This window comes from Pseudomonas frederiksbergensis (assembly GCF_003732665.1).
Classification (GTDB): Bacteria; Pseudomonadota; Gammaproteobacteria; order Pseudomonadales; family Pseudomonadaceae; genus Aquipseudomonas; species Aquipseudomonas frederiksbergensis_G.
This window is the reverse complement of record NZ_MOBP01000027.1, coordinates 41335-65088: the sequence shown is the minus strand read 5'-3', so window position 1 is coordinate 65088 and position 23754 is coordinate 41335. Positions and strand designations below refer to the sequence as shown.

General features: G+C 59.1%; 19 protein-coding genes and 1 tRNA gene. 4 read left to right on the top strand and 16 right to left on the bottom strand.

Features of this window, described 5'->3' with window-relative positions:
* Positions 1 to 144 precede the first annotated feature (144 nt).
* Positions 145 to 606: an Lrp/AsnC family transcriptional regulator gene (locus BK665_RS32515; RefSeq protein ID WP_007980298.1), complete on the bottom strand. Its 462-nt coding sequence runs from the start codon at positions 604 to 606 to the stop codon at positions 145 to 147.
* A gap of 173 nt (positions 607 to 779) precedes the next feature.
* On the opposite strand from BK665_RS32515, the gene BK665_RS32510 reads away from it, so the two are divergent.
* On the top strand, positions 780 to 3134 hold the full coding sequence (locus BK665_RS32510; RefSeq protein WP_123410553.1) for a glucose/quinate/shikimate family membrane-bound PQQ-dependent dehydrogenase: 2355 nt from the start codon (positions 780 to 782) through the stop codon (positions 3132 to 3134).
* Between the two features lie 59 nt (positions 3135 to 3193).
* Here BK665_RS32510 and BK665_RS32505 read toward each other — a convergent pair whose 3' ends face one another.
* The 7 genes from BK665_RS32505 to rpsU form a co-directional block, all read right to left on the bottom strand.
* Complete coding sequence (locus tag BK665_RS32505) at positions 3194 to 3628, bottom strand: helix-turn-helix domain-containing protein (RefSeq protein ID WP_123410581.1); 435 nt, start codon at positions 3626 to 3628, stop codon at positions 3194 to 3196.
* 5 nt (positions 3629 to 3633) lie between these two features.
* Positions 3634 to 3957, bottom strand: a complete 324-nt coding sequence (locus tag BK665_RS34570) for a DUF4258 domain-containing protein (protein ID WP_185076719.1) — start codon at positions 3955 to 3957, stop codon at positions 3634 to 3636.
* A 208-nt stretch (positions 3958 to 4165) separates the two neighbouring features.
* Positions 4166 to 4242, bottom strand: a tRNA-Ile gene (locus BK665_RS32495).
* Positions 4243 to 4257: 15 nt separating this feature from the next.
* The gene (locus BK665_RS32490; protein WP_123410551.1) at positions 4258 to 8004 is read right to left on the bottom strand and encodes a bifunctional diguanylate cyclase/phosphodiesterase; all 3747 of its coding nucleotides are present in this window, start codon (positions 8002 to 8004) and stop codon (positions 4258 to 4260) included.
* Between the two features lie 123 nt (positions 8005 to 8127).
* The gene (gene rpoD, locus BK665_RS32485) at positions 8128 to 9978 is read right to left on the bottom strand and encodes an RNA polymerase sigma factor RpoD (RefSeq protein ID WP_123410550.1); all 1851 of its coding nucleotides are present in this window, start codon (positions 9976 to 9978) and stop codon (positions 8128 to 8130) included.
* A gap of 67 nt (positions 9979 to 10045) precedes the next feature.
* On the bottom strand, positions 10046 to 12022 hold the full coding sequence (gene dnaG, locus BK665_RS32480; protein WP_123410549.1) for a DNA primase: 1977 nt from the start codon (positions 12020 to 12022) through the stop codon (positions 10046 to 10048).
* 476 nt (positions 12023 to 12498) lie between these two features.
* Positions 12499 to 12714, bottom strand: a complete 216-nt coding sequence (rpsU, locus tag BK665_RS32475; protein ID WP_002551877.1) for a 30S ribosomal protein S21 — start codon at positions 12712 to 12714, stop codon at positions 12499 to 12501.
* Positions 12715 to 12913: 199 nt separating this feature from the next.
* Here rpsU and tsaD point away from each other — a divergent pair, with 199 nt between their 5' ends.
* Positions 12914 to 13939 carry a tRNA (adenosine(37)-N6)-threonylcarbamoyltransferase complex transferase subunit TsaD gene (gene tsaD / locus BK665_RS32470; RefSeq protein WP_123410548.1) on the top strand — a complete coding sequence of 342 codons (1026 nt, stop codon included), beginning with the start codon at positions 12914 to 12916 and terminating at the stop codon, positions 13937 to 13939.
* Positions 13940 to 13974: 35 nt separating this feature from the next.
* Here tsaD and plsY read toward each other — a convergent pair whose 3' ends face one another.
* The gene (gene plsY / locus BK665_RS32465; RefSeq protein ID WP_123410547.1) at positions 13975 to 14544 is read right to left on the bottom strand and encodes a glycerol-3-phosphate 1-O-acyltransferase PlsY; all 570 of its coding nucleotides are present in this window, start codon (positions 14542 to 14544) and stop codon (positions 13975 to 13977) included.
* Between the two features lie 74 nt (positions 14545 to 14618).
* Between plsY and folB the strand changes: the two genes are divergently transcribed.
* Both folB and folK read left to right on the top strand, forming a co-directional pair.
* Positions 14619 to 14975 (top strand): dihydroneopterin aldolase, encoded by a 357-nt coding sequence (gene folB / locus BK665_RS32460; RefSeq protein WP_008051601.1) that lies wholly within the window; start codon positions 14619 to 14621, stop codon positions 14973 to 14975.
* Entirely contained in the window at positions 14966 to 15484 is a 519-nt protein-coding gene (gene folK, locus BK665_RS32455; protein WP_123410546.1) for a 2-amino-4-hydroxy-6-hydroxymethyldihydropteridine diphosphokinase, read from the top strand. The genes folB and folK overlap by 10 nt, the downstream gene beginning before the upstream one ends.
* A gap of 94 nt (positions 15485 to 15578) precedes the next feature.
* Here folK and BK665_RS32450 read toward each other — a convergent pair whose 3' ends face one another.
* From BK665_RS32450 to apaG, 7 genes are all read right to left on the bottom strand, one after another.
* Positions 15579 to 16808, bottom strand: coding sequence for a multifunctional CCA addition/repair protein (locus BK665_RS32450; RefSeq protein ID WP_123410545.1), 1230 nt, complete (start codon positions 16806 to 16808; stop codon positions 15579 to 15581).
* A gap of 65 nt (positions 16809 to 16873) precedes the next feature.
* The gene (locus BK665_RS32445; RefSeq protein WP_123410544.1) at positions 16874 to 18436 is read right to left on the bottom strand and encodes a SpoVR family protein; all 1563 of its coding nucleotides are present in this window, start codon (positions 18434 to 18436) and stop codon (positions 16874 to 16876) included.
* On the bottom strand, positions 18433 to 19704 hold the full coding sequence (locus BK665_RS32440) for a YeaH/YhbH family protein (RefSeq protein ID WP_123410543.1): 1272 nt from the start codon (positions 19702 to 19704) through the stop codon (positions 18433 to 18435). The genes BK665_RS32445 and BK665_RS32440 overlap by 4 nt, the downstream gene beginning before the upstream one ends.
* Positions 19705 to 19822: 118 nt before the next feature.
* Positions 19823 to 21745, bottom strand: a complete 1923-nt coding sequence (locus BK665_RS32435) for a PrkA family serine protein kinase (protein WP_123410542.1) — start codon at positions 21743 to 21745, stop codon at positions 19823 to 19825.
* Between the two features lie 296 nt (positions 21746 to 22041).
* Positions 22042 to 22371, bottom strand: coding sequence for a thiosulfate sulfurtransferase GlpE (gene glpE, locus BK665_RS32430; protein ID WP_123410541.1), 330 nt, complete (start codon positions 22369 to 22371; stop codon positions 22042 to 22044).
* A gap of 33 nt (positions 22372 to 22404) precedes the next feature.
* Entirely contained in the window at positions 22405 to 23286 is an 882-nt protein-coding gene (locus tag BK665_RS32425) for a symmetrical bis(5'-nucleosyl)-tetraphosphatase (protein ID WP_123410540.1), read from the bottom strand.
* Entirely contained in the window at positions 23286 to 23666 is a 381-nt protein-coding gene (gene apaG, locus BK665_RS32420) for a Co2+/Mg2+ efflux facilitator ApaG/CorD (RefSeq protein WP_123410539.1), read from the bottom strand. The genes BK665_RS32425 and apaG overlap by 1 nt, the downstream gene beginning before the upstream one ends.
* Between the last annotated feature and the right edge of the window lie 88 nt (positions 23667 to 23754).

The following is a 23754-nucleotide window of genomic DNA, read 5'->3' as shown; positions in this document are numbered from 1 at the left end:
GTTTAAAGATCAATATGACGATCCATCGCTACACACTGCCCAGTGTGGGAGCGGGCTTGCTCGCGAATGCGATGTATCAGCCACTATAAATATCGACTGACAGACCGCATTCGCGAGCAAGCCCGCTCCCACATTGGATAGCATCTAAACCGGCTGCCCCCGATCAATCTTGCTGCTCAAGATGATTGAAGTGGTCGTCTTCTCCACTCCATCCACACTGCCAATCTGGTCCAGCAACTGATCCAGTTGCTCCGGCGAGTCCGTGCGTAACCACGCCACATAATCAAATTCGCCACTCACCGCACACAACTGCTGCACCTGCGCCATCGCACTGAGCCGGCGCAATACCTCCTTACCAGAGCGCGGCTGCACGGTGATGCCGACATACGCCTGCAACCCGCCATCCACCACCCGCTGACCCAAACGCACGCCGTAACCGGTGATGACCTTGGCCTTCTCCAGCCGCGCCAACCGCGAAGTGACCGTGGTGCGCGCAATGCCCAACTGCCGAGCAAGCATGGCCACGCTTTCACGGGCATTGATCTGTAAGGCCGCGATCAATTGGCGGTCGATTTCGTCGAGCACGGGTGGGCGGGTGTCAGGCAAAGGTCGTCTCCAGCAACACAAATCGGTGGGGTGGCATGTTACAGCACGGCTTGCATGGCGGAGATTTGATCTGGCCCCAGGACCGTTCAGAACTTTTTACCTGCGACAAATTGCCATAAGTAACCAGGTAGTACATTATTTCGCGCTTGTCACAAATGGGGAAAACTTCCGACATGAATAATTCTGGGGCTGCCGCCGGCAGCAAATGGCTGCTGTGGGGGCTGGGTGTCCTGATTGCGTTGATCGGGCTCGGCCTGGCCGGTGGCGGTGGTTACCTGATTGCTTTGGGAGGGAGTTGGTACTTCCTGCTGATGGGCCTGGCGATGCTGGTGTCCGGGCTGATGATTGCCCGGCGCAAACCGCAGGGGGCGTGGCTGTATGGCCTGGCGCTGATCCTGACGGCGATCTGGGCGGTGTGGGACAGCGGTTTCGATTACTGGCCACTGGTTTCGCGGGTGCTGACGTTTGCCGTGATCGGCCTGGTTGTCGCGCTGATTTATCCCACGCTGGTGCGCGCTTCCGGCGCTCATGCAGGGCGTGGCGCCTACGGTCTGGCAGGCATTCTGGGGGTTGGCGTCGTCGCCACGCTGGCCTACATGTTCGTGCCGACCCACGTGGTCATGGCCAGCATTGAACCGGCGGTGACCCCGGTGAAGCCGGGCACTGAACAGAAAGACTGGGCCCACTGGGGCAACACCCCCGCTGGCAATCGTTTCGCCGCGCTGGACCAGATAAACAAAGGCAACATCGACAAGTTGCAGGTGGCCTGGACCTTCCACACCGGCGACATCCCGCAAAGCACCGGCGCCGGCGCCGAAGACCAGAACACCCCGCTGCAAATCGGGGACACGGTCTACACCTGCACCGCCTACGGCAAAGTCTTCGCCCTGGACGCCGACACCGGCACCCAGCGCTGGAAATTCGATCCCCAAGGCACCGCGCCGAACTGGCAACGCTGCCGTGGCCTGGGTTATTCCGAAACCCCTGCGTCGTCGGATAACACGCTAACCGCCTGTGCGAAACGTCTGTTTCTGCCGACCGGCGATGCCCGTCTGATCGCCATCAATGCCGACACCGGCAAGCCGTGCGAAGACTTCGGCGACAAAGGCACCGTCGACCTGAAAACCGACATGGGCGAAATCAAACCCGGTTACTACCAGCAAACCTCGACCCCGCTGGTCGCCGGTAATGTGGTGATCGTCGGCGGTCGCGTGGCCGACAACTATTCCACCGGCGAACCGCCAGGCGTAGTCCGCGCCTACGACGTGCGCAGCGGTGAACTGGCGTGGGCGTGGGACCCGGGCAACCCGAACACCACCAAGCGCCCGCCGGCCGGCGAGACCTATACCCGTGGTACGCCGAACGTCTGGTCGGCCATGTCCTACGACGCCAAACTCGGTCTGGTCTACCTGCCAACCGGCAACGCTACACCTGACTTCTTCGGTGGCCAACGCACGGCCTTCGATGACAAGTGGAACTCATCCATCGTCGCCATCGACGTGAAGACCGGTCAGGTGCGCTGGCACTTCCAGACCACCCACCACGACCTCTGGGACTTCGACCTGCCCGCCCAACCGCTGCTCTACGATGTGCCGGACGACAAGGGCGGCACCCAGCCAGCCTTGGCGCAAGTGACCAAACAGGGCGAAATCTTCCTGCTCAACCGCGAAACCGGCGTGCCGATAGCGCGGGTCGAAGAACGCCCGGTGCCACAAGGCAACGTGCCCGGCGAACGCTATTCGCCGACCCAGCCGTTCTCGGTGGACATGCCGTCAATCGGCAACCAGACCCTGACCGAATCCGACATGTGGGGCGCCACGCCATTCGATCAGTTGATGTGCCGCATCCAGTTCAAAGGCATGCGCCACCAAGGCGTCTACACCCCGCCGGGCCTTGATCGCGCACTGCAATTCCCGGGCTCCCTGGGCGGCATGAACTGGGGCAGCGTCTCGGTCGACCCGAACACGAATTACATGTTCGTCAACGACATGCGCCTGGGCCTGGCCAATTACATGATCCCGCGCAACAAAATCGCCGCCGGAGCCAGCGGCATCGAAATGGGCGTCGTGCCACAGGAAGGCACGCCATTCGGCGCCATGCGCGAACGCTTCCTCTCGGCGGCCGGTATTCCGTGCCAGAAACCACCGTTTGGCACCATGTCCGCCATCGACCTCAAGACCCATAAATTGATGTGGCAGGTTCCGGTCGGCACTGTACAAGACACCGGGCCTCTGGGAATTCGCATGCACTTGCAGATCCCGATTGGCATGCCGACGCTGGGCGCTTCGCTGGCGACTCAGTCGGGGTTGTTGTTCTTTGCCGGGACTCAGGATTTCTATCTGCGGGCGTTTGATACCGCTAACGGCAATGAGATCTGGAAATCGCGATTGCCGGTGGGCAGTCAGTCCGGGCCGATGACTTACGTCTCGCCGAAAACTGGCAAGCAATACATCCTGCTGACGGTGGGTGGGGCGCGACAGTCTTCGGATCGGGGGGATTATGTGATTGCGTATGCGTTGCCTGAGTAAGGGAAACGAAGGTGAAAAAAAGCCCGGCATTCTTGCCGGGCTTTACAGAACATTCAGACTCAAGCGCATGCTTGATTGTGCCATTGGCCTTCAAACTCCAGATTCAGTTTGTAGAGTTCGTGGTCCAATTTGTTGATGGTATTGATAGCCGCCATCAGATCCGCTTCACCCGTTTTGGCTTCAAGATAAAGGCCTCGCAAGTAACGGTCGTTTACCATCGGGATCTTGTCGGTTTTTTCCCAGATCGCTACAGCCTGACTTGTCAAACCAACAATCTCGGCGAGGCTTTCCTGGGACAGGCCAAGCTCCTTTCTCAAAAATCTGAACTCAGCACCTGTCAGTACTGAAGGTTTCTCCGCGATGGCTTTGCCGATTACATCATGGAGGCCCTTCACATCCGTGATGGCGACAGACTCGCCATAGGCGGTCTCCTTCACCACGAAGCCATTGCTAAGCCATACGTTCGGTAGGCCGCTTTCTACGTAGTGGTACATAAAATTCATCCCTTCTTTTGTATCGTGGTCACTATGACGAGAAATGTCCCGTCGTCATCGATGTCGATTGCCCCGACGACCTGGAGAGGTGACCCAGCTTTGAACCAGTAAATAGTAAATCGCCAATCACCTCCCGGTTGCTGAAACGGCCCCTCGGTGATCTGCCCTTTACCCAGACAGTCCATCACGTCCGGCATGCTCACGCCTCGTTCAATCATCCGCGCCTTGGCGTGCGGGGAGTAGAAGATGCGTTCCGATACCTCTGAAAGCTCACGAATGATTTCAAGAGCTTTCTTTTTTGGCAGTGGAAAAGGAAGAAGAGGGCTCATGTGTTTTTCTATAGTATTTATAGGTTGAGCCATCCTAAAGTTCAAGGTCGGTTTGTCAATTTCAAGTTTGTGTCTACGAATGACGTCGTTTCGCTGGAAATCGATGTGGACACTTTGTGGACATTTCCGCTGCTTTTTGAAGAAAAAACATCTGAAAAACCAGAACGCCAGACACGAAAAAGCCGCGTATTCACGCGGCTTTTTTGTTTGGTGGGCCCACACGGACTTGAACCGTGGACCAAAGGATTATGAGTCCTCTGCTCTAACCAACTGAGCTATAGGCCCTCAGTAGGCCGCGGATTATAGCGACGGTTTCTCGGCTGTGCTATCCGAAAAATCCGATACGGCTATACGAAGAAACGTCGCGGCGAATTCTTCGGGCGGTAAGGGCAGGCTGACGATGTAGCCCTGGATCTGTTCGCAGCCTTCGGCGGCGAGGAATTCCTGTTGGGCCTGGGTTTCGACGCCCTCGGCGATGATGGTGAATTGCATGCTGCGGCCCAGGGCGATGATGGCTCGGACAATCGCGGCATCGTGGGGATCATCCGGCAGGCCGCGGACGAAGGACTGGTCGATCTTGAGGATGTCCAGCGGCAGGCGCTTGAGGTAGCTCAGGGATGAATAGCCGGTGCCGAAGTCGTCGATCGCCAGTTGCACGCCCAGGCGTTTGAGTTGGTGCAGCACCGCCAGCGCTTCTTCGGCCTGGCTCATGATGAAGTTTTCGGTAATTTCCAGTTGCAGAAAACCGGGCTTGAGACGGTTGTCCTTGAGCAGTTGCTCGATGCGTCCGAGCAAGTTGGGCTGGCGCAGTTGCGCGCCGGCGAGGTTGACCGACAGCGGGCCGAGGCCTTCGTAGACCTGGTTCCACTCGAACATTTGCCGGCACGCGGTCTCGAGCACCCAGTCGCCGATTTGCAGGATCATGCCGTTTTCTTCGGCCAGGGGAATGAAGTGTTCCGGTGGTACGTCGCCGAAGGTCGGGTGGCGCCAGCGTATCAGCGCTTCGGCGCCGACCAGGCGATGGTCGTCGAGGCTGATTTTCGGTTGGTAGTAGAGGTGCAACTCGTTGCGTTCGATGGCGCGCCGCAGTTCGTGTTCCAGGGCCACCCGTTCGCTGGCCTGGGCCGTGAGGTCACGGGTGTAGCTTTCGACCCGGTTGCGCCCCTTGGCCTTGGAGCGGTACATCGCCGCGTCGGCGTTTTTGACCAGGGTGGCGACGTCGCAGCCATCCTTGGGGTATAGGCTGGTGCCGATGCTGGCGCTGATGAAGAACTCGTGTTCACCGGCCTGGAACGGCGCGGCGAAGCAATTCAGCAGTTTGGTCGCAATGTGGTCGGCGTCGCTCGCTTGCTGCAGGCCGGGCAGCAGAATGATGAATTCGTCGCCGCCCAGGCGTGCGACGGTGTCGATGTCGCGCAGTTGCTCCTTGAGGCGCACGGCGATGCCTTTGAGCAGCAGGTCGCCGACCGGGTGGCCGAGGCTGTCATTGATGTGCTTGAAGCGGTCGAGGTCGAGGAATAGCACCGCGCCTTGGCCGCCGTTTTCTTGTTGGTTGGTGAGCGCCATCAGCAGCCGGCTTTCGAACAACGTACGGTTCGGCAGGCCGGTGAGCGGGTCGTGGTGGGCCTGATAATCGAGCTTGGCCTGGGCGTGCTTGAGGCTGGAAATGTCAGCGAACACGGCGACAAAGTGGGTGATGAACTTATCGCGGTTGCGCACGGCGCTGATGGTCAGCCAACTCGGGTACAACTCACCGTTTTTGCGCCGGTTGGAGATCTCGCCTTGCCAGTGTCCCTCATCGGTCAACTGATGCCACATGGCCGCGTAAAAGGCGCTGTCATGCAGGCCCGAGGCAAGCAGGCGAGGGGTGTGGCCCAAGGCTTCGCTCTCGCTGTAACCGGTGATTTCGGTAAAGGCGCGGTTGACCGCGCTGATGTGCTGTTGGGTGTCGGTGATCAACACGCCTTCGGCGGTACTCTCGAACACGGTGGCGGCCTGTTGCAGTTTTTCCTGCATCAGGTGCCGCTCGGTGATGTCCCGGGCGATGGTCAGCATGCAGTCTTCATCGCCGATCGGCAGCGGTCGGCTGGACACTTCGCAGAGGCGGATCTGCCCGTCGTTGCGGCGGATGTGGCAGGTGAAATCCCTGACGAAGCCATCCCGGTGCAGCAAGTCGAGCATCTGTTTGCGTTCGTTGAGATTGACCCAGATGCCCAGGTCCAGCGCCGAACGATCCACCGACATCGCGCTGTTGAAGCCCGTGATACGGCTGAAGCCCTCGTTGACCTCCAGCAGCAAGCCATCGCTCTGTCGCGACAGCAGCAAGCCGTCAGGGGAGGCGTGGAAGGCCTTGGCGAATTTCTCTTCGGAGGTTTGCAACTGTTGCTGGGTTTCCTTGAGCTGGCTAATGTCCCGCACCACGACCACCAGCGCGGGGGTGGTATCGAGATCGAACGGCTCTGCGGAAATCAGGCCGGTGAACACTTGGCCATTGTTGCGGCGAAAAGGCATTTCCAGATTGCGGATGCTGCCGGCCTGTAACCGTTGCAGCAAACCCGGCCCGACGCCGGGAATGCCCCAGATATTAAGATCGGTAGCGGTCTGGCCGATGACATCTCTGGCCTTGAGGCCGATCTGTTCTTCGAACGCTTCGTTGACCTCCAGCAGGCAGCCGTCGGAAAGCCGCGCAATCACCAGGATGTCCGGGCATTGCTGGAATACCGAGGCGAATTTCTGTTCCGACAGACGCAACGCCTCTTCTGTGCGCTTGGCGTCGCTGATATCGATCATCAGGCCCCGCAGCACCGGTTCATGGCCGTGTTCGATCAGGCTGACGATATCGCGCACCCACAGGCAGCGACCATCGGCGGTGATGACCCGGTAATCGACGCTGTGATCGCGCCCGGCCAGCACTTCGTGGTCACAGAAGGTCTGTGCTCGTATCAGGTCCGCCGGGTGGATGATGTTGCGCCAGAACCCCGGGATCAGCCAATGGGACAGGGGATAACCGAGCAAGTCTTCGGCATGGGGCGACACGTAGCTGTAGGTGAAATCGCTGATTCGCGCTTCCCAGGCAATGGCCGACAGACTTTCTACCAGCCCGCGATAGTGGTATTCGCTGCTGCGCAGTTCCTGTTCCAGATCGATTCGCCGGGCGATTTCCGAGCTCAGCCGGCGATTGATCCGGATCACCACCGCCAGGATGATGATCAGCAGCACCAGGCCCGGCAGGCCGTAGACCAGCAAGTCGGACCAGAAAGTCCGATGATCGAGGACGTTACCGACCCAATGCTCCTGAATCGCGCTGATTTCGCTGGGGCTCATGTCCGCCAGGACTTTATCGATGATGCCCACGAGCATTTTGTTTTTCGGTGGCACCGCCATCGCCAATTGGTAGCGGTAGGGCGTTTCGCCGCTGACATAGAGCCCGTCGAGCTTGAGCTGGCGCAGGCTCCAGACGCTGGAGGCGAGATCACCGACCACCGCGTCCACTTCATCGGTCGCCAACGCCTGCAACGCCGAGCTGACGTTGGGCATCGCCACCAGATTCAGGTCCGGATGGTGGGTGCGCAGCAGCTCATGGGGGGCGTAGTTTTCCACGACGGCGATTTTGAGGCCGTACAGGTCCTCGATTTTGCGTGGCTGGGCGCCGCCGATATGGGCCAGGATGACAATCGGAAAGTCCAGATAGGGGCGGGTGAATGACAGGTAGGTCTGGCGTTCCGGCGTCGACATGATGCCCGGCAACAAATCGAGCTTGCCCTGTTTGACCTGCTCCAGAACCACCGTCCAGCTCACCGGTTCGATGGGGGTGAGCTTGATGCCCAGGCGTTGGCGGATCACGTTGATGTAATCTGCGGCAAGGCCCTGGTAACGGCCCTGTTCGTCGCGGAACTCAAAGGGCGGCCAGGACGCGTCGACGCCCAGACGCAAGTCCGGGTGAGCCGCCAGCCAGCTACGTTCTTCGTCGGTCAGAGTCAGCGCGCCAGCCGTTGCGGTCCAGGTCATCAGCGACAGCAAAAAAAGCACGGTCGGCAGTCTGGGCATAACGGTCTCGTTATGGCTCGGGGGGAATGTTTCGAGTGTAGACGGGCAATTCGGCGGGTGGGTAGTGCGGGGGATTTAATCTGCATAAAGCAAAACCCCCGGCCTGGGCCGGGGGTTTTGTGATCACTCGTCGAGGAAGGAGCGCAAATGCTCGCTTCTCGTCGGGTGGCGCAGCTTGCGCAGCGCCTTGGCTTCGATCTGGCGAATCCGTTCACGGGTCACGTCGAACTGCTTACCAACCTCCTCGAGGGTGTGGTCGGTATTCATGTCGATACCGAAGCGCATGCGCAGAACCTTGGCTTCACGGGCAGTGAGGCCGGAGAGAACTTCGCGAGTCGCTTCTTTAAGGCTCTCAACGGTAGCAACATCGATTGGCGACTGCATGGTCGAGTCTTCGATGAAGTCACCCAGATGGGAGTCTTCGTCATCACCGATCGGGGTTTCCATGGAGATCGGCTCTTTAGCGATCTTCAATACCTTGCGGATCTTGTCCTCAGGCATTTCCATGCGTTCGCCCAGCTCTTCCGGGGTCGGTTCGCGACCCATTTCCTGCAACATCTGCCGGGAAATACGGTTGAGCTTGTTGATCGTCTCGATCATGTGCACCGGAATACGGATGGTGCGGGCCTGGTCGGCGATCGAGCGAGTGATCGCCTGACGGATCCACCAGGTGGCATAAGTCGAGAATTTGTAGCCGCGGCGGTATTCGAACTTGTCTACCGCTTTCATCAAACCGATGTTGCCTTCCTGGATCAGATCGAGGAATTGCAGGCCACGGTTGGTGTACTTCTTGGCGATGGAGATCACCAGACGCAAGTTCGCTTCAACCATCTCTTTCTTCGCACGGCGGGCCTTGGCCTCACCGATCGACATGCGACGGTTGATGTCCTTGATCTCGGCAATCGTCAAACCGGTTTCGGTTTGCAGCGCGATCAGCTTCTGCTGGCAACGAATGATGTCCGGTTGCAGGCGACCAATGGCTTCGGCGTATTTGCCTTTACCCTTGGCCAAGCCATCGGACCAGCTTTCGTCGACTTCGTTGCCCGGGAACTGGCGCAGGAAATCGGCACGCGGCATGCGCGCATCACGAACACAGAGCTGCATGATCGCACGCTCTTGCTGACGCAGACGATCCAGGGCACTGCGAACACGCTCGACCAGGCCTTCGAATTGCTTCGGCACCAGTTTGATCGGCATGAACAGCTCAGCCAGCAGCACCAGTTCGGCAATTGCCGCCTTGTTGCCACGACCGTGCTTCTTCAGCGCCTTGCGGGTGATTTCCATCTGATCGGAGACAGCGCCAAAACGCTGTGCCGCGATGACCGGATCCGGACCGCTTTCGGCTTCTTCTTCGTCGTCAGTGCTGGCTTCAGCTTCGTCGTCGTCGGTGTCGTCATCCGCTTTCACGGCTTTCGGATCGACAGGCGGCGGCACTTCTGCAGCAGGCGGCGCAATGCCGTCGTCCGGGTCGATATAACCGCTCAGGACGTCGGACAGGCGGCCACCTTCGGTGGTGACGCGAGTGTATTCGGACAGAATGTGGTCAACCGTGCCAGGGAAGTGCGCAATTGCGCCCATCACTTCGCGGATGCCCTCTTCAATACGCTTGGCGATTTCAATTTCGCCTTCACGAGTGAGGAGCTCTACCGTACCCATTTCACGCATGTACATGCGCACTGGGTCGGTGGTGCGACCAATGTCGGTCTCGACCGCTGCCAACGCTGCTGCTGCCTCTTCGGCCGCGGCTTCGTCGGTATCGGCGTCGGCCAGCATAAGGGAATCCTTATCTGGCGCAACCTCGAATACGTTGATCCCCATGTCGTTGATCATGCGGATGATGTCTTCCACCTGTTCCGGATCTGAAATATCCTCCGGCAGGTGGTCGTTGACCTCCGCGTAAGTCAGGTAACCCTGCTCACGACCAAGTGTGATCAACTCTTTGATACGAGACTGCTGTTGCGCTTTTCCGGACATAACACCCTATCCACTGAAGGTCTTGGCGGGCAAAAAACAAGCCGAGGATTATACCTGAGCTATGACCTCACGCGCCAGTTGAGGTCGGGGTTGATACAGCCATATTGCGTTTTAATAGGTCGCGCATCTGATTTGCGATCTGATTTGCTTCCTCCGCGGTCAATCCTGGCTGCCTTGCTTTCCTGATTAGTGCTTCCAGGCTATCCGTGTGTTGCGTTGCCGATAGCCTAGTAATGGTGTCTAAAAACTGTTGTTCAAGGTTGTCACCGTCAATCAGCCATTCCTTTTCCGCCAAAGCCTTGAGCAATCGTCCCTGTTCGGTCCCGTGCCAGCGGGCCATCAGTTGGATTGAGTTTAGCTTAGGATTTTTTTGCACCGCCTCGATCAGGGCGACGAGCAGTTGCGCATAGGTGTTGCTTTCATTGGCGAAGTGGTCGGCGGTTTCTACCTTGCCGGCCAGATCCGGGTGATGAATGAGCGTGCGCAGGGCGATCAGTGTCGGCGCTTCCACCGCAATCGGTGTGCGAGGTGCGCTCGGTTGATCGCGATCGCCTCGCTTGCCGTTCTTGTCCCAGGGTTTCTTGTCCCACTTCTTGCCGCCGGCACCGGGTTTCTTCGGCGTCCATTCCTGCTGCGGCGCGTACGTGTCTTGTGCCTGCGGCTGATGGTAGTCGCTGTAATCCGGCATGGCGTCGTAATCGATGCCTGGATCGTAGGCGGGCGGCGCGTCCTGAGGAGCGCTTTGCACCAGCTGACTCATGGCTTCCCCCGTCAGGCCGGTGATTTCGGTCAGTCGCTGGCGCATCAGGATGCGCAGGTTGGCCCCCGGTACTTTATCGATCAGCGGTGCCGCGAGGGTGGCCATATGGGCCTTGCCTTCGAGCGAGCGCGGGTCCGATTCTTCGGTCAGTTGCTGGAAGAAATAATCCGCCAGGGGCTGGGCGTGCTGATTGATCCGCGCCCGGAAGGCGTCAGTGCCCTCGGAGCGCACCAACGTATCCGGGTCTTCACCCTCGGGCAGGAACAGGAAACGTGCCCGTCGCCCGTCCTGCAAGCAGGGCAGTGCTGCTTCCAGTGCGCGCCATGCAGCATTTCGGCCAGCCTGGTCGCCATCGAAACAGAACAAAACGTTAGGCACGACGCGAAACAGTCGCTTCAAGTGCTCTTCGCTGGTGGCGGTGCCCAGGGTCGCGACGGCATTGCGCAGGCCTTGTTGGGCGAGGGCGATGACGTCCATGTAGCCTTCGACGACGATGATTTCGTCGAGGTTGCGGTTGTTCTTGCGCGCTTCGTAAAGGCCGTAAAGCTCTTGGCCTTTATGGAAGACCGGGGTTTCCGGTGAGTTCAGGTATTTGGGCTTGTCGTCGCCCAGCACGCGGCCACCGAAGGCAATGATGCGCCCGCGACTGTCGCGGATCGGGAACATCACGCGATCGCGGAAGCGGTCATAGCGTTTGCCGGTCTCGGCGTTCTCGATCAGCAGGCCGGCATCGACCATGGCTTTCTGTTGCAGGGTATCGCTGCTCAAATGCTTGAACAGATTGTCCCAGCCCGGCGGGGCGAAGCCGAGGCCGAAGTCCCGGGCAATTTCGCCGGTCAGGCCGCGACCTTTCAAGTAATCCACGGCGGCTTTGCGCGATGGATGGCTTTTCAGCGCCTGCCGGTAAAACTCGGCGGCAGCGTTGAGCAGCGGGTACAGCGGCGAATCGGTCGGCTGCCGCGGCTTGTGCGGCCGGCCGCTTTCTTCGCGGGGGATTTCCATGCCAGCGGCTTTGGCCAGTTCCTCGACAGCCTGGACGAAATCCAGGTTGTCGTGGTCCATCATGAAGCCGAGGGCGTTGCCGCCAGCGCCGCAGCCGAAGCAGTAATAGAACTGTTTGTCGGGGCTGACGCTGAAGGACGGGGTTTTCTCTTTGTGGAAAGGGCAGCAGGCGGTGTAGTTCTTGCCGGCTTTTTTCATTTGCAGGCGCGAGCTGACCACATCGACGATGTCGGTGCGGTTCAGAAGGTCGTCAATGAAGCTCTGGGGAATTAGCCCGGCCATGGCGTTCTCGTCATCTGAAATGGACCCAAAACAAAGGCTGGCGACCGCGGGTCATTGTTTGAGGCGCGCAAAATATGCGGCTCGACCGGTGTCGTCTGCGTCATCGCTATCGGGAAGTGTATCTGCCGAAAATCCACTGACGTTAGTACCAATCAGTATTCGACTATTTGAAAGTGTTGCGCTGAAATCCGCTACGGCCAGTTGATGGCCTCGGATAGCTCATAAGCGGGCACGCAAGCAGGTGCCTTGGGCTGATCGTCGTAAGAGGAATCAGTGGGTGTGCTCGTCAGTAGCCTTGGAAGGCTCGTCAGAAAAGACGTGCACCGCTGGCAAAAGAGCCAGGTCTGACGCTGTGAAGCAGGTTTGTCTCGGTCGCGTCTGCGGCGTTGACGGTAAAGCATCAAGCGTTTTACGCAAATGCCATAAGCCCGGCTGAGGGCCGGGCTTGGCAGAAGCTTGCTACGAACGTCTGTGTATTAGTACAGACGAACGGCGCGGCGCTGTTCGCGCTGTACTTTCTTGGCGTGACGCTTAACAGCGGCTGCTGCTTTGCGCTTACGCTCAGAAGTTGGCTTCTCGTAAAATTCGCGGCTACGAACTTCAGCCAGTACACCGGCTTTTTCGCAGGAGCGCTTGAAACGACGCAGAGCTACGTCGAAGGGTTCGTTCTCTTTTACTTTGACGGCTGGCATCCAGAGCTACCTTCATTCATTACCGGGGTCAACATCCTCGCGGCAAAAGAGCACTTGAAGACGTCGGTTTTTAAGGGTTGCGGATGTTAACCCCTCATCGACCGGAATGCAAAGCCTCTGATCGAAAACCGCTAGTCGGGGCATCCCATGGCGACTATTATGCGCGCCTTCGAATTCAGCCTAAACAAGGCGCAAACCCATGCTAGTACTGGGATTAGAAACCTCCTGCGACGAAACCGGTGTCGCATTGTATGACAGTGAACGCGGCCTGCTGGCCGACGCGCTGTTCAGCCAGATCGACCTGCATCGCGCCTATGGCGGTGTGGTGCCGGAGTTGGCCTCCCGTGATCACGTCAAACGCATGCTGCCCTTGATCCGTCAGGTGTTGGCCGAAGCCGGCTGCGTACCGACCGAGATCGACGCCATCGCTTACACCGCCGGTCCCGGCTTGGTGGGTGCGCTGCTGGTGGGGGCTTCCTGCGCCCAGGCGCTGGCCTTTGCCTGGGGCATTCCAGCCCTCGGCGTGCACCACATGGAAGGCCATTTGCTGGCGCCGATGCTGGAGCCGCAACCGCCACAATTTCCGTTCGTCGCTTTGTTAGTGTCGGGCGGTCATACGCAGCTGGTTCAGGTCGACGGGATCGGCCAATACACGTTGTTGGGCGAGACCCTCGACGATGCCGCCGGAGAAGCGTTCGACAAGACCGCGAAGATGATGGGTCTTAATTATCCGGGCGGTCCGGAAATCGCCCGCCTGGCGGAGCAGGGAGTTGCAGGGCGTTTCACGTTCCCGCGTCCGATGTGCGACCGCCCGGGCCTGGCCTTCAGCTTCAGCGGCTTGAAAACCTCAGCCCTGAACACCTGGCAGCAGTGCGTCAGCGCCGGAGACGACGGAGAGCAAGCCCGTTGCGACATCGCGCTGGCGTTCCAGCAGGCCGTGGTGGAGACTTTAACCATCAAGTGCAAGCGTGCCCTGAAAGCAGCGGGCATGAAGCGTCTGGTGATCGCTGGGGGCGTCAGCGCCAACAAGGCACTGCGCACCTCCCTGGAAAAAATGCTCGGCGATATGAAGGGCGATGTGTTTTATGCGCGCCCGGAATTCTGCACCGATAACGGCGCGATGATTGCGTTTGCCGGTTGCCAGCGTTTGCAGGCGGGTCAGCACGAAAGCCTGGCGATCAGCGTGCAGGCGCGCTGGCCGATGGAGCAGTTGTCGGCACTTTGATGACGTGCGCGATGAGCGGCGCTCATGTGCGGTATTTAAAAATGCCGTTCGCGCCCGGCAAACAGGTCGCGTAGATTGCCGCGATGGCGCCAGACGATCAGTGCCGTGAGCGCGCTCATGGGCAGCAGTGCCGCCGGCTCTTGCCAGGCGAGCAGTGGCAGGGTCAGCGGCGTGGCGATCAGCGCCGCCAGTGAGCTGGTGCGGGTCAGGTAGAACGTCAGCAGCCAGGCGCAAACCGCCAGCAGGGCTGCGGGCGGGTAGAGGCCGAGCAACATGCCGGCAGCGGTGGCGACACCCTTGCCGCCGCGAAAGCGGAAATACAGCGGGAACAGGTGACCGATCACGGCGCATACGCCGATCCACGCCTGTTCTTGCAGCGAAAGGCCGGCAAAACCGGCGATCAGCACGGGCACCAAGCCTTTGCATAAATCGCCGAGCAGGGTCAGGACGGCGAGTTTCTTGCCGGCCAGGCGCAACATGTTGGTGGCGCCGGCATTGCCCGAGCCACTCATTCGCGGATCGGGGTTACCGGTCAGGCGGCTGAGCAAAATGGCGAAGGACAGAGAGCCGAGCAGGTAGGCGAAGGTCGCCAATAACCAAAACATGCTAACTATTCCGGGCGAGGACGCCCTGATTCTAACGGCGCATTGCGCCCTTGTCGTGCAGCGGAGAAAAGTGCTTGGACAGAGTGTTTATCGAGGGCCTGGAAGTCGACACCGTGATCGGTGCCTACGACTGGGAGCGCGGCATCCGACAATGCCTGCGACTTGATCTGAGCTTCGCTTGGGACAATCGCCCGGCAGCCGCGGGTGACGACCTGACCCTGGCGCTCGACTACGCGAGTGTTTCCTCGCGTATCCAGGCATTTGCCGAGCAGGCGCAGTTCCAACTCGTCGAAACCTTTGCCGAGCGTTTGGTGGAAGTCCTGATGAGCGAATTCAAGATCACCTGGATGCGCCTCAAGCTGACCAAGCCCGGCGCGGTCCCGGCGGCCACCGGTGGCGTCGGCGTGGAGATCGAGCGCGGATGTCGCTGACCCAGGTGTACCTCGGGCTTGGTAGCAATATCGAGCGCGAATCCCATTTGCAGGCTGGCCTGGAGGCCCTGGCGGGTTTCCTGGTAGATATCCGCTGTTCGGCGGTGTTCGAAAGCCAGCCGGTGGGGATCAAGAGCGGTCCGTTCTTCAATTTCGTGGTGTCGGCCTTCACCGATCTGCCGCTGATGGAACTGGACCGCCGGTTGAAATTCATCGAAGCGGATAACGGCCGTTACGCGCCGGATCGCAAGGGTTTGCCGCTGGATATCGACGTGCTGTTGTTCGGCGACCTGGTGGGCAACTTCGATGGGTTGATTCTGCCCCGGGCCGAAATCCTGAAAAACGCCTTTGTGTTGTGGCCGTTGTCGCTGATTGCGCCGGACCGGGTGCATCCGGGGGTGGGCAAAAGTTTCGCTACGTTGTGGGCTGAGGCGCAGATTGACCAGGTGTTGGCGCCGGTGGCGTTTGAGTGGCGTGGGCGGCAACTGACGCCTTCTGATTTGTTGTGAGGCGGATGACGCCTTCGCGAGCAAGCCCGCTCCCACATTGGATTGTGCGAACGCCAGAGATCCAATGTGGGAGCGGGCTTGCTCGCGAAGCTTTTCAGGCAGATGCAGCCTCTTTGTAGGCTTTCAGCGCCTTAAGCCGCTCACGCTTGATTGCTTCACCCAACTCAGGCCCCTTGAATCCCTTCTCCAGTAACGGCTGAACCGCCACACCCCGCGCCGCAGTTGCCGCCCCGCGCAAATAATCCGCCTGTGGATAACTCCGCTGTTCCAGGCCCTTACGCCCCCGAGCATCCATCTCGCACGCCGCAATAAACTCCTCGAATCGCTGCGGTCGCCGGTACACGTCAAAACTCTGCAACAACTCCAGCAACGTCGATGGCTTCAGCTCAAGCGCCCGATGCCCGTGGGTGTGATATTGGCCGACCAACAATGCCAATTCCTGGCAGTCTTTCGGCGCCTTGAATCGTTCGTTCACCGCTTTAATCAGCTTAAGGCCTGTGTGCTCGTGGGCGATGTGCCGAGGCCATTCCTCTTCCGGAGTCAGGCCCTTGCCCAAATCATGCAGCAGGCAGGCCCAGCGCACGGTCAGCGGTTGTTTGTGCAGCGCCGATTGTTCGAGCACGCTCAAGGTATGCACGCCAGTATCGATTTCCGGGTGATGGGCTTCAGGTTGCGGGACGCCGAACAACGCATCGACTTCCGGCATCAGCACCTTGAGCGCATCGCACGCCCGCAACACTTCGATAAATACTTGAGGCTGGTCTTCCATCAGGGCGCGGGATATTTCCTTCCAGCTGCGCTCGGCGGTCAACGCTTCCAGTTCGCCGGATTCGCTGAGCTGACGCATCAGCTCCAGCGTCTCAGGCGCGACGCTGAAACCCAGCCCGGCATAGCGCGCAGCGAAGCGGGCAACGCGCAAGACTCGGAGCGGATCTTCGGCGAAAGCGGGGGAAACGTGGCGAAGCAGGCGCGCCTCAAGATCTCGCTGACCGTGATAGGGGTCGGTCAGGTTCTGCTGATCGTCTTCAGCCATGGCGTTGATGGTCAGGTCGCGACGGATCAGGTCTTCTTCGAGGGTGACTTCGGGGCTGGCATGGAAGGTGAAACCGCCGTACCCGCGACCGCTTTTGCGTTCGGTGCGGGCGAGGGCGTATTCCTCGCCGGTTTTGGGGTGAAGAAACACCGGGAAGTCCGCACCTACCGGGCGAAAACCCTTGGCGAGCATTTCCTCTGTGGTCGCGCCGACCACAACCCGGTCGATGTCAGTGACCGGTATGCCCAGCAGGCGATCGCGTACGGCGCCGCCAACTTTATAAATCTGCATAAAAAACCTCCGTTAGCTCGACAGAATAACCGTTGCGTCGAACTTCCGGAGGCAGAAACCAAAAATCACAGGTGAATGACAGCCAGGTCGAGCCGACCGTAATCCCCCTCGGCGTGCTCACTTCTGGGTGGAACGTGATGGACTTTCATTACCTGGTCGCCTTGCAGGGTTTCCAGATGAATGTCGAAGCCCCACAGCCGGTGCAAGTGCTTGAGCACTTCCTCGGTGGATTCGCCCAACGGTTTACGGTCGTGTTGCTGGTGACGCAGGGTCAGGGAGCGGTCGCCGCGCCGATCGATGCTGTAGATCTGCACGTTAGGTTCACGGTTGCCCAGGTTGTACTGGGCCGCCAGGGTTTCGCGGATGATCCGGTAGCCAGGTTCATCGTGAATGGCTGGGACCAGCAGATCGTCCTTCTGGTCGTCATCGAGAATGCTGAACAGTTTCAAGTCGCGGATCACCTGGGGCGACAAGTACTGCAGGATGAAGCTCTCATCCTTGAAGCTGCTCATGGCGAACTTGATGCTCGACAGCCAGTCGGTGCCAGCGATTTCCGGGAACCAGCGGTAATCCTCCTCGGTTGGATGTTCACACATGCGCCGGATGTCCCGGTACATGGCGAATCCCAAGGCGTAGGGGTTGATGCCGCTGTAGTAGGGGCTGTCGAAGCCGGGCTGCATGACCACACTGGTGTGGGACGTCAGGAACTCCATCATGAAGCCGTCGGTGACCAGGCCTTCGTCGTACAGGTCGTTCATCAGCGTGTAGTGCCAGAACGTCGCCCAGCCTTCGTTCATCACCTGGGTCTGGCGTTGCGGGTAGAAATACTGGGCAATCTTGCGCACGATCCGCACGATTTCCCGCTGCCAAGGCTCCAGTAGCGGCGCGTGTTTTTCGATGAAGTACAGGATGTTTTCCTGAGGTTCAGCGGGGAAGCGCGCGTTGTCCTTGTCGCTGTACTTGTCCGCGCCTTTGGGAATGGTGCGCCACAGGTCGTTGATCTGTTTCTGCAGATGCTCTTCACGGTCCTTCTGCCGCCGGCGTTCTTCCTCGGCGGAAATCGGATACGGACGTTTGTAACGGTCAACGCCGTAGTTCATCAGGGCATGGCAGGAATCGAGCAGGTCTTCCACCGCGTCGATGCCGTGGCGCTCCTCGCACTGCATGATGTACTGCTTGGCGAACACCAGGTAATCGATGATCGAACTGGCATCGGTCCAGGTGCGGAACAGGTAGTTGCCCTTGAAGAAGCTGTTGTGGCCATAGCACGCGTGAGCCACTACCAGCGCCTGCATACAGATGGTGTTTTCTTCCATCAGGTAGGCGATGCACGGGTCCGAGTTGATCACGATCTCGTAGGCCAGGCCCATCTGCCCGCGAGAGTAGGATTTCTCGGTGCTGAGGAAGTGCTTGCCGTAGGACCAATGGTGATAACCCAGCGGCATGCCGACAGACGCATAGGCGTCCATCATTTGCTCGGCGGTGATCACTTCGATCTGGTTGGGGTAAGTATCCAAGGCATAGCGGGCCGCCAGGCGACTGATTTCCTTGTCGTACGCCTGGATCAGCTCGAATGTCCATTCGGAGCCGGTGGAAATGGGTTGGCGCTTCTGCTCTTTGGCGGTCATGTCACTAACCTGCGCTGGAAGAGTTCACGGAAGACCGGATAGATATCTCCGGCCGAGACCAGTTGCTGCTGGGCAAAAGTGTCAGAGAAGGCTTCGGCGATGCGTTCGTATTCGAACCACAGGGCCTGGTGTTCGCGTGGGGTGATCTCGACGTAAGTGTAGTACTGCACAAACGGCATGATCTGGTTGATCAGGATGTCGCGGCAGATCGGCGAATCATCGTTCCAGTTGTCGCCATCGGAAGCCTGGGCGGCATAGATATTCCACTCGTTGCTCGGATAACGCTCGGCCATGATCTCCTGCATCAGTTTCAAGGCGCTGGAAACGATGGTGCCGCCGGTTTCCCGTGAGTAGAAAAACTCTTCCTCATCCACTTCCCGGGCGCTGGTGTGGTGGCGGATGAACACGACGTCGATCTTGTCGTAGTTACGCTTGAGAAATAGATACAGCAGGATGAAGAAGCGCTTGGCGATGTCCTTGGTCGCCTGGGTCATCGAGCCGGACACGTCCATCAGGCAGAACATCACCGCTTTGGAGCTGGGGTTGGGCTGCTTGATGAGCAAGTTGTACTTGAGGTCGAAGGTATCGAGGAACGGCACCCGGTGAATCCGCGCGCTGAGCTTCTCGATTTCCGCTTCGATTTCCTGGATATCGCCGAAGTTGTCCGGCTCTTCCCGTTTCAGTCGGGCCAGTTCCTCTTTGGCGTCGCGTAAGCGCTTGCGGCTGCTGCCGGAGAGGGCTATGCGTCGGGCATGAGCTGAGCGCAGGGTGCGGATGATGTTGATCCGCGACGGGTTGCCCTCGTTACTGATGCCGGCGCGCACGGTTTTGAAGGTGTCGGTGCCGGTCAGGTTGCGCTTGACCAGGTTCGGCAGTTCGAGGTCCTCGAACATGAATTCGAGGAATTCCTCCTGGGTGATCTGGAAGACGAACTCGTCCATCCCTTCGCCAGAGTTGCCAGCCTTGCCGGGCCCCCTGCCGCCGCCACCTCCGGGTGGCCGGGCGATGTGTTCGCCGCTGGTGAATTCCTTGTTGCCGGGGTGCACGACGGTCTGCTTGCCACCACGCCCGTGGTGGAGCACCGGTTCGTCGATGTCGCGACCGGGAATGCTGATCTGCTCGCCATGTTCCATATCGGTAATGGAACGCCGGCTGACCGCCTCTTCGACGGCCTTTTTGATGTGATCACGGTAACGCCGCAGGAACCGCTGGCGGTTCACCGTGCTCTTGTTCTTGCCATTGAGACGTCGGTCGATCACATAGCTCATAGGGCCCTCCGGGCAGCTTCAAGTTGTGAGCTGCAAGCTGCAAGAAGAAGCAGTTGCCCGGATATCAGGGCTTATGCGCTTCTCTCTTGTCGCTTGCAGCTTGGAGCTTGCCGCTGCGTCACTGCGATTTCCGGACCCGTAGGTACCATTCTGAAAGAAGCCGTACCTGTTTGTCGGTGTAGCCGCGCTCCACCATCCTTGTGACAAAGTCGTTGTGCTTCTGCTGGTCCTCTTTGCTGGCCTTGGCATTGAAGCTGATGACCGGCAGCAGGTCCTCGGTGTTGGAGAACATTTTCTTCTCGATAACCACCCGCAGTTTTTCGTAGCTGAGCCAGGTTGGGTTCTTGCCGTTGTTGTTGGCCCGGGCGCGCAACACGAAGTTGACGATTTCGTTGCGGAAATCCTTCGGATTGCTGATGCCGGCCGGTTTTTCGATTTTCTCCAGTTCTTCGTTCAATGCCACGCGGTTGAGGATTTCGCCGGTTTCCGGGTCGCGGTATTCCTGGTCCTGGATCCAGAAGTCGGCGTACAGCACGTAGCGATCGAAGATGTTCTGGCCGTACTCGCTGTAAGACTCGAGGTAGGCGGTCTGGATCTCCTTGCCGATGAATTCGATATAACGCGGCGCCAGGTATTCCTTGAGGAAGCGCAGGTAGCGTTCGCGGGTCTCGGCCTGGAATTGTTCCTGTTCGATCTGCTGTTCCAGCACGTAGAGCAAGTGCACCGGGTTGGCGGCGATTTCGTGCGGATCGAAGTTGAAGACCTTCGACAGGATTTTGAACGCAAACCGGGTCGACAGGCCGTTCATGCCTTCGTCCACACCGGCGTTGTCGCGGTATTCCTGGATCGACTTGGCTTTTGGATCGGTGTCCTTGAGGTTCTCGCCGTCATACACGCGCATCTTGGAGTAGATGTTCGAGTTTTCCGGCTCTTTGAGACGCGAGAGCACGGTGAACTGGGCGAGCATTTTCAGGGTGTCGGGGGCGCAATGGGCCTTGGCCAGCGAGCTGTTGAACAGCAGCTTGTCGTAGATCTTCACTTCGTCGCTGACCCGCAGGCAGTACGGCACTTTGACGATGTAGATCCGGTCGATGAAGGCTTCGTTGTTCTTGTTGTTGCGGAAGGTGTGCCACTCCGATTCGTTGGAGTGAGCCAGCAGGATCCCGGTGAACGGAATCGCGCCCAGGCCTTCGGTACTGTTGTAGTTACCTTCCTGAGTGGCGGTCAGCAGTGGGTGCAGCACCTTGATCGGCGCCTTGAACATTTCGACGAATTCCATCAGGCCCTGGTTGGCCCGGCACAGCGCACCGGAGTAGCTATAAGCGTCGGCGTCGTTCTGTGGGTACTCTTCGAGTTTGCGGATATCGACCTTACCTACCAGCGCCGAGATGTCCTGGTTGTTTTCATCACCCGGTTCGGTTTTGGCCACGGCGATCTGGTTGAGGATCGACGGATACAGTTTCACCACCCGGAACTGGCTGATGTCACCGCCGAATTCGGCCAGGCGTTTTGTGGCCCATGGCGACATGATGGTGTTGACGTAGCGCCGTGGAATGCCGAAGTCTTCCTCGAGGATCGCGCCATCTTCAGTGGCGTTGAACAGACCCAGGGGCGATTCGAAAACCGGGGAGCCCTTGATCGCGTAGAAGGGCACTTTCTCGATCAGCTGTTTGAGCTTTTCGGCCAGGGACGATTTACCGCCGCCGACGGGACCGAGCAGGTAGAGGATTTGTTTCTTCTCCTCCAGGCCCTGAGCGGCATGGCGGAAATACGACACGATCTGGTCGATGCATTCTTCCATCCCGTGGAAGTCTTCAAAGGCCGGATAGCGACGGATCACCTTGTTGGAAAAGATTCGCGACAGTCTCGAGTTGGCCGAGGTGTCGAGCAGCTCCGGTTCACCGATGGCCAGCAATAGACGCTCGGCGGCGGAAACGTAGGCGCTGCGGTCCTTTTTACACAGCTCCAGGTACTCTTGCAGCGAGAGTTCTTCCTGGCGTGTGGACTCGAAGCGTTGTTGGAAGTGGCTAAAGATACTCATGACGTCACCTCGCTCGATACGTGGAGCCGACGCCGGATCACTCAGTCGATGCTGGCAGCAACCGAATAGTCAGTTGCTGTTTACCCCCCAGAACCCTTTCAGAGCTGACTACCCCGAAAGCTACTCCCGATGACCCGCGCGCCGGTGTACCGGCTCTCCCCTGTTTTGGATGGCCTGCGCTTAAGGATAGTTGCTTATTCGGGAGGTAAAGGCGAGATACGTAATTAGTTGTGGCAGACCGTTCGTCTGCCACCGCCCGAGCCCACGGTGGCCGGGGTTTGCACGTTACAAAAAAATTATTCGGAAGTGCCTTGCGCAGTTTCCGCCGGGTAAGTGGTGCGCCACAGCTCAAAACCGCCATCCATGCTGTAGACGTCGGAGAAGCCCTGACTGATCAGGTACGCCGCCGCGCTCTGGCTGGAATTACCGTGATAGCAGACCACAACGGTTGGTGCATCGAGGTCGGCGGCACGGATGAAATCGGAGATGGATACGTTGTCCAGATGCTTGGAGCCGGCGATGTGCAGCGCGGCGTAAGTTTGCGGATCGCGGACATCGACTACCACTGCACCTTGCTCGCGCAGGGCTTGGGCCTGTTCTGGGTGGATACGTTTGAATTCGCTCATGGCGGGCTCCTGTGGCTCGGCTGAAAGCGCAGTCTAGCGCTGGGCGCTGGCTGACGTTTGTTCGGAAATAAGTGGGGCGACTGACGGCTTGCTGTGGCCTTGCTCGTCGCATTTGCAGCTCAAGCGCTCGAAGGTGTCGACGTTCATCAGGGTCATGGCGCCGCCCCAGACACAACCAGTGTCGAGGGCGAAGATGCCCGGCTCGTCGCATTTGCCTTCAAGGGCTGCCCAATGACCGAAGATGATCTTCAGGCCCTTGGTCTTGCGCTCCTTGTACTTGAACCACGGGGCGTAACCCGGTGGCGCGGTGTCGGCGCCTTCCTTGCCCTTGAGGTCAAGCTTGCCCTCGCTGGTGCAGAAGCGCATGCGGGTGAAATAGTTGGTGATCACCCGCAAGCGTTCCACGCCGGTGAGGTCGCTGTTCCATTTGGCCGGCTCATTGCCGTACATGCCATCCAGATAAGGCGGGAGCAGGTTGTCGTCGCGCAGGGCGGCTTCGACTTCGCCGGCGCACTTCAAGGCTTTGCGCAGCGACCATTGCGGTGGTATGCCGGCATGCACCAGGGCGATGTCGCGCTGTTCGTCGTAGTGCATGAGTTTTTGCTGACGCAGCCACTCCAGCAGTTCCGCGCGATCAGGCGCTTCGAGGATTTCGCGCAGGGTGTCGTTTTTCTTCAGGCGTTCGATGTTATGCCCGGCGGCCAGCAAGTGCAGATCGTGGTTGCCGAGCACGCACACCAGCGATTCGCGGATGCTATAGAGGAAGCGCAGGGTTTCCAGGGACTGCGGGCCGCGGTTGACCAGATCGCCCACCAGCCACAGTTTGTCCCGGGCAGGGTCGAAGGCTACTTGCTTGAGCAGACATTGCAGCGGTTCGAGGCAGCCTTGCAGGTCGCCGACAGCATACGTCGCCATCAGTGCAGGGCTCCGGGCACCGCCAGGCGAAATGGCGCGATGACGGCATCGAAGTGCTTACCGTCATCGGCGATCATCTGATAGGTGCCTTGCATGGTGCCGACCTTGGTGGTCATCACCGTGCCGCTGCTGTAGGTGTGGTCTTCACCGGCCGGGATCAGCGGCTGCAAACCCACGACGCCAGCGCCGCGAACCTCTTCCACATGCCCGTCACCGTCGGTGATTACCCAGTGCCGCGACAGCAACTTGGCCGGTAGCTCGCCATTGTTGTGCACGGTGATGGTGTAGGCGAAGGCAAAGCGGTTGTGCTCGGGTTGCGATTGTTCTGCCAGATAGCGAGTGACGACGCTGACGTCGACCTGATAACGGGGATCGGACATGCAAGAGGCCTTAAAAACGAAGCGGGACGCGGGGCGTAGCTGATGGGATTCAGTCTAGGCCAAGTATCGGGTAGTAAACCAGACATCG

Coding starts and splice junctions, on each gene's coding strand:
- BK665_RS34570 (WP_185076719.1), bottom strand. CDS start 3,957: ATGAGCCCTCTTCTTCCTTTTCCACTGCCAAAAAAGAAAGCTCTTGAA.
- BK665_RS32425 (WP_123410540.1), bottom strand. CDS start 23,286: ATGGCGACGTATGCTGTCGGCGACCTGCAAGGCTGCCTCGAACCGCTG.
- apaG (WP_123410539.1), bottom strand. CDS start 23,666: ATGTCCGATCCCCGTTATCAGGTCGACGTCAGCGTCGTCACTCGCTAT.
- rpsU (WP_002551877.1), bottom strand. CDS start 12,714: ATGCCAGCCGTCAAAGTAAAAGAGAACGAACCCTTCGACGTAGCTCTG.
- tsaD (WP_123410548.1), top strand. CDS start 12,914: ATGCTAGTACTGGGATTAGAAACCTCCTGCGACGAAACCGGTGTCGCA.
- folK (WP_123410546.1), top strand. CDS start 14,966: ATGTCGCTGACCCAGGTGTACCTCGGGCTTGGTAGCAATATCGAGCGC.
- BK665_RS32445 (WP_123410544.1), bottom strand. CDS start 18,436: ATGACCGCCAAAGAGCAGAAGCGCCAACCCATTTCCACCGGCTCCGAA.
- glpE (WP_123410541.1), bottom strand. CDS start 22,371: ATGAGCGAATTCAAACGTATCCACCCAGAACAGGCCCAAGCCCTGCGC.
- BK665_RS32440 (WP_123410543.1), bottom strand. CDS start 19,704: ATGAGCTATGTGATCGACCGACGTCTCAATGGCAAGAACAAGAGCACG.
- dnaG (WP_123410549.1), bottom strand. CDS start 12,022: ATGGCCGGGCTAATTCCCCAGAGCTTCATTGACGACCTTCTGAACCGC.
- BK665_RS32450 (WP_123410545.1), bottom strand. CDS start 16,808: ATGCAGATTTATAAAGTTGGCGGCGCCGTACGCGATCGCCTGCTGGGC.
- rpoD (WP_123410550.1), bottom strand. CDS start 9,978: ATGTCCGGAAAAGCGCAACAGCAGTCTCGTATCAAAGAGTTGATCACA.
- BK665_RS32505 (WP_123410581.1), bottom strand. CDS start 3,628: ATGTACCACTACGTAGAAAGCGGCCTACCGAACGTATGGCTTAGCAAT.
- BK665_RS32510 (WP_123410553.1), top strand. CDS start 780: ATGAATAATTCTGGGGCTGCCGCCGGCAGCAAATGGCTGCTGTGGGGG.
- BK665_RS32435 (WP_123410542.1), bottom strand. CDS start 21,745: ATGAGTATCTTTAGCCACTTCCAACAACGCTTCGAGTCCACACGCCAG.
- plsY (WP_123410547.1), bottom strand. CDS start 14,544: ATGTTTTGGTTATTGGCGACCTTCGCCTACCTGCTCGGCTCTCTGTCC.
- BK665_RS32490 (WP_123410551.1), bottom strand. CDS start 8,004: ATGCCCAGACTGCCGACCGTGCTTTTTTTGCTGTCGCTGATGACCTGG.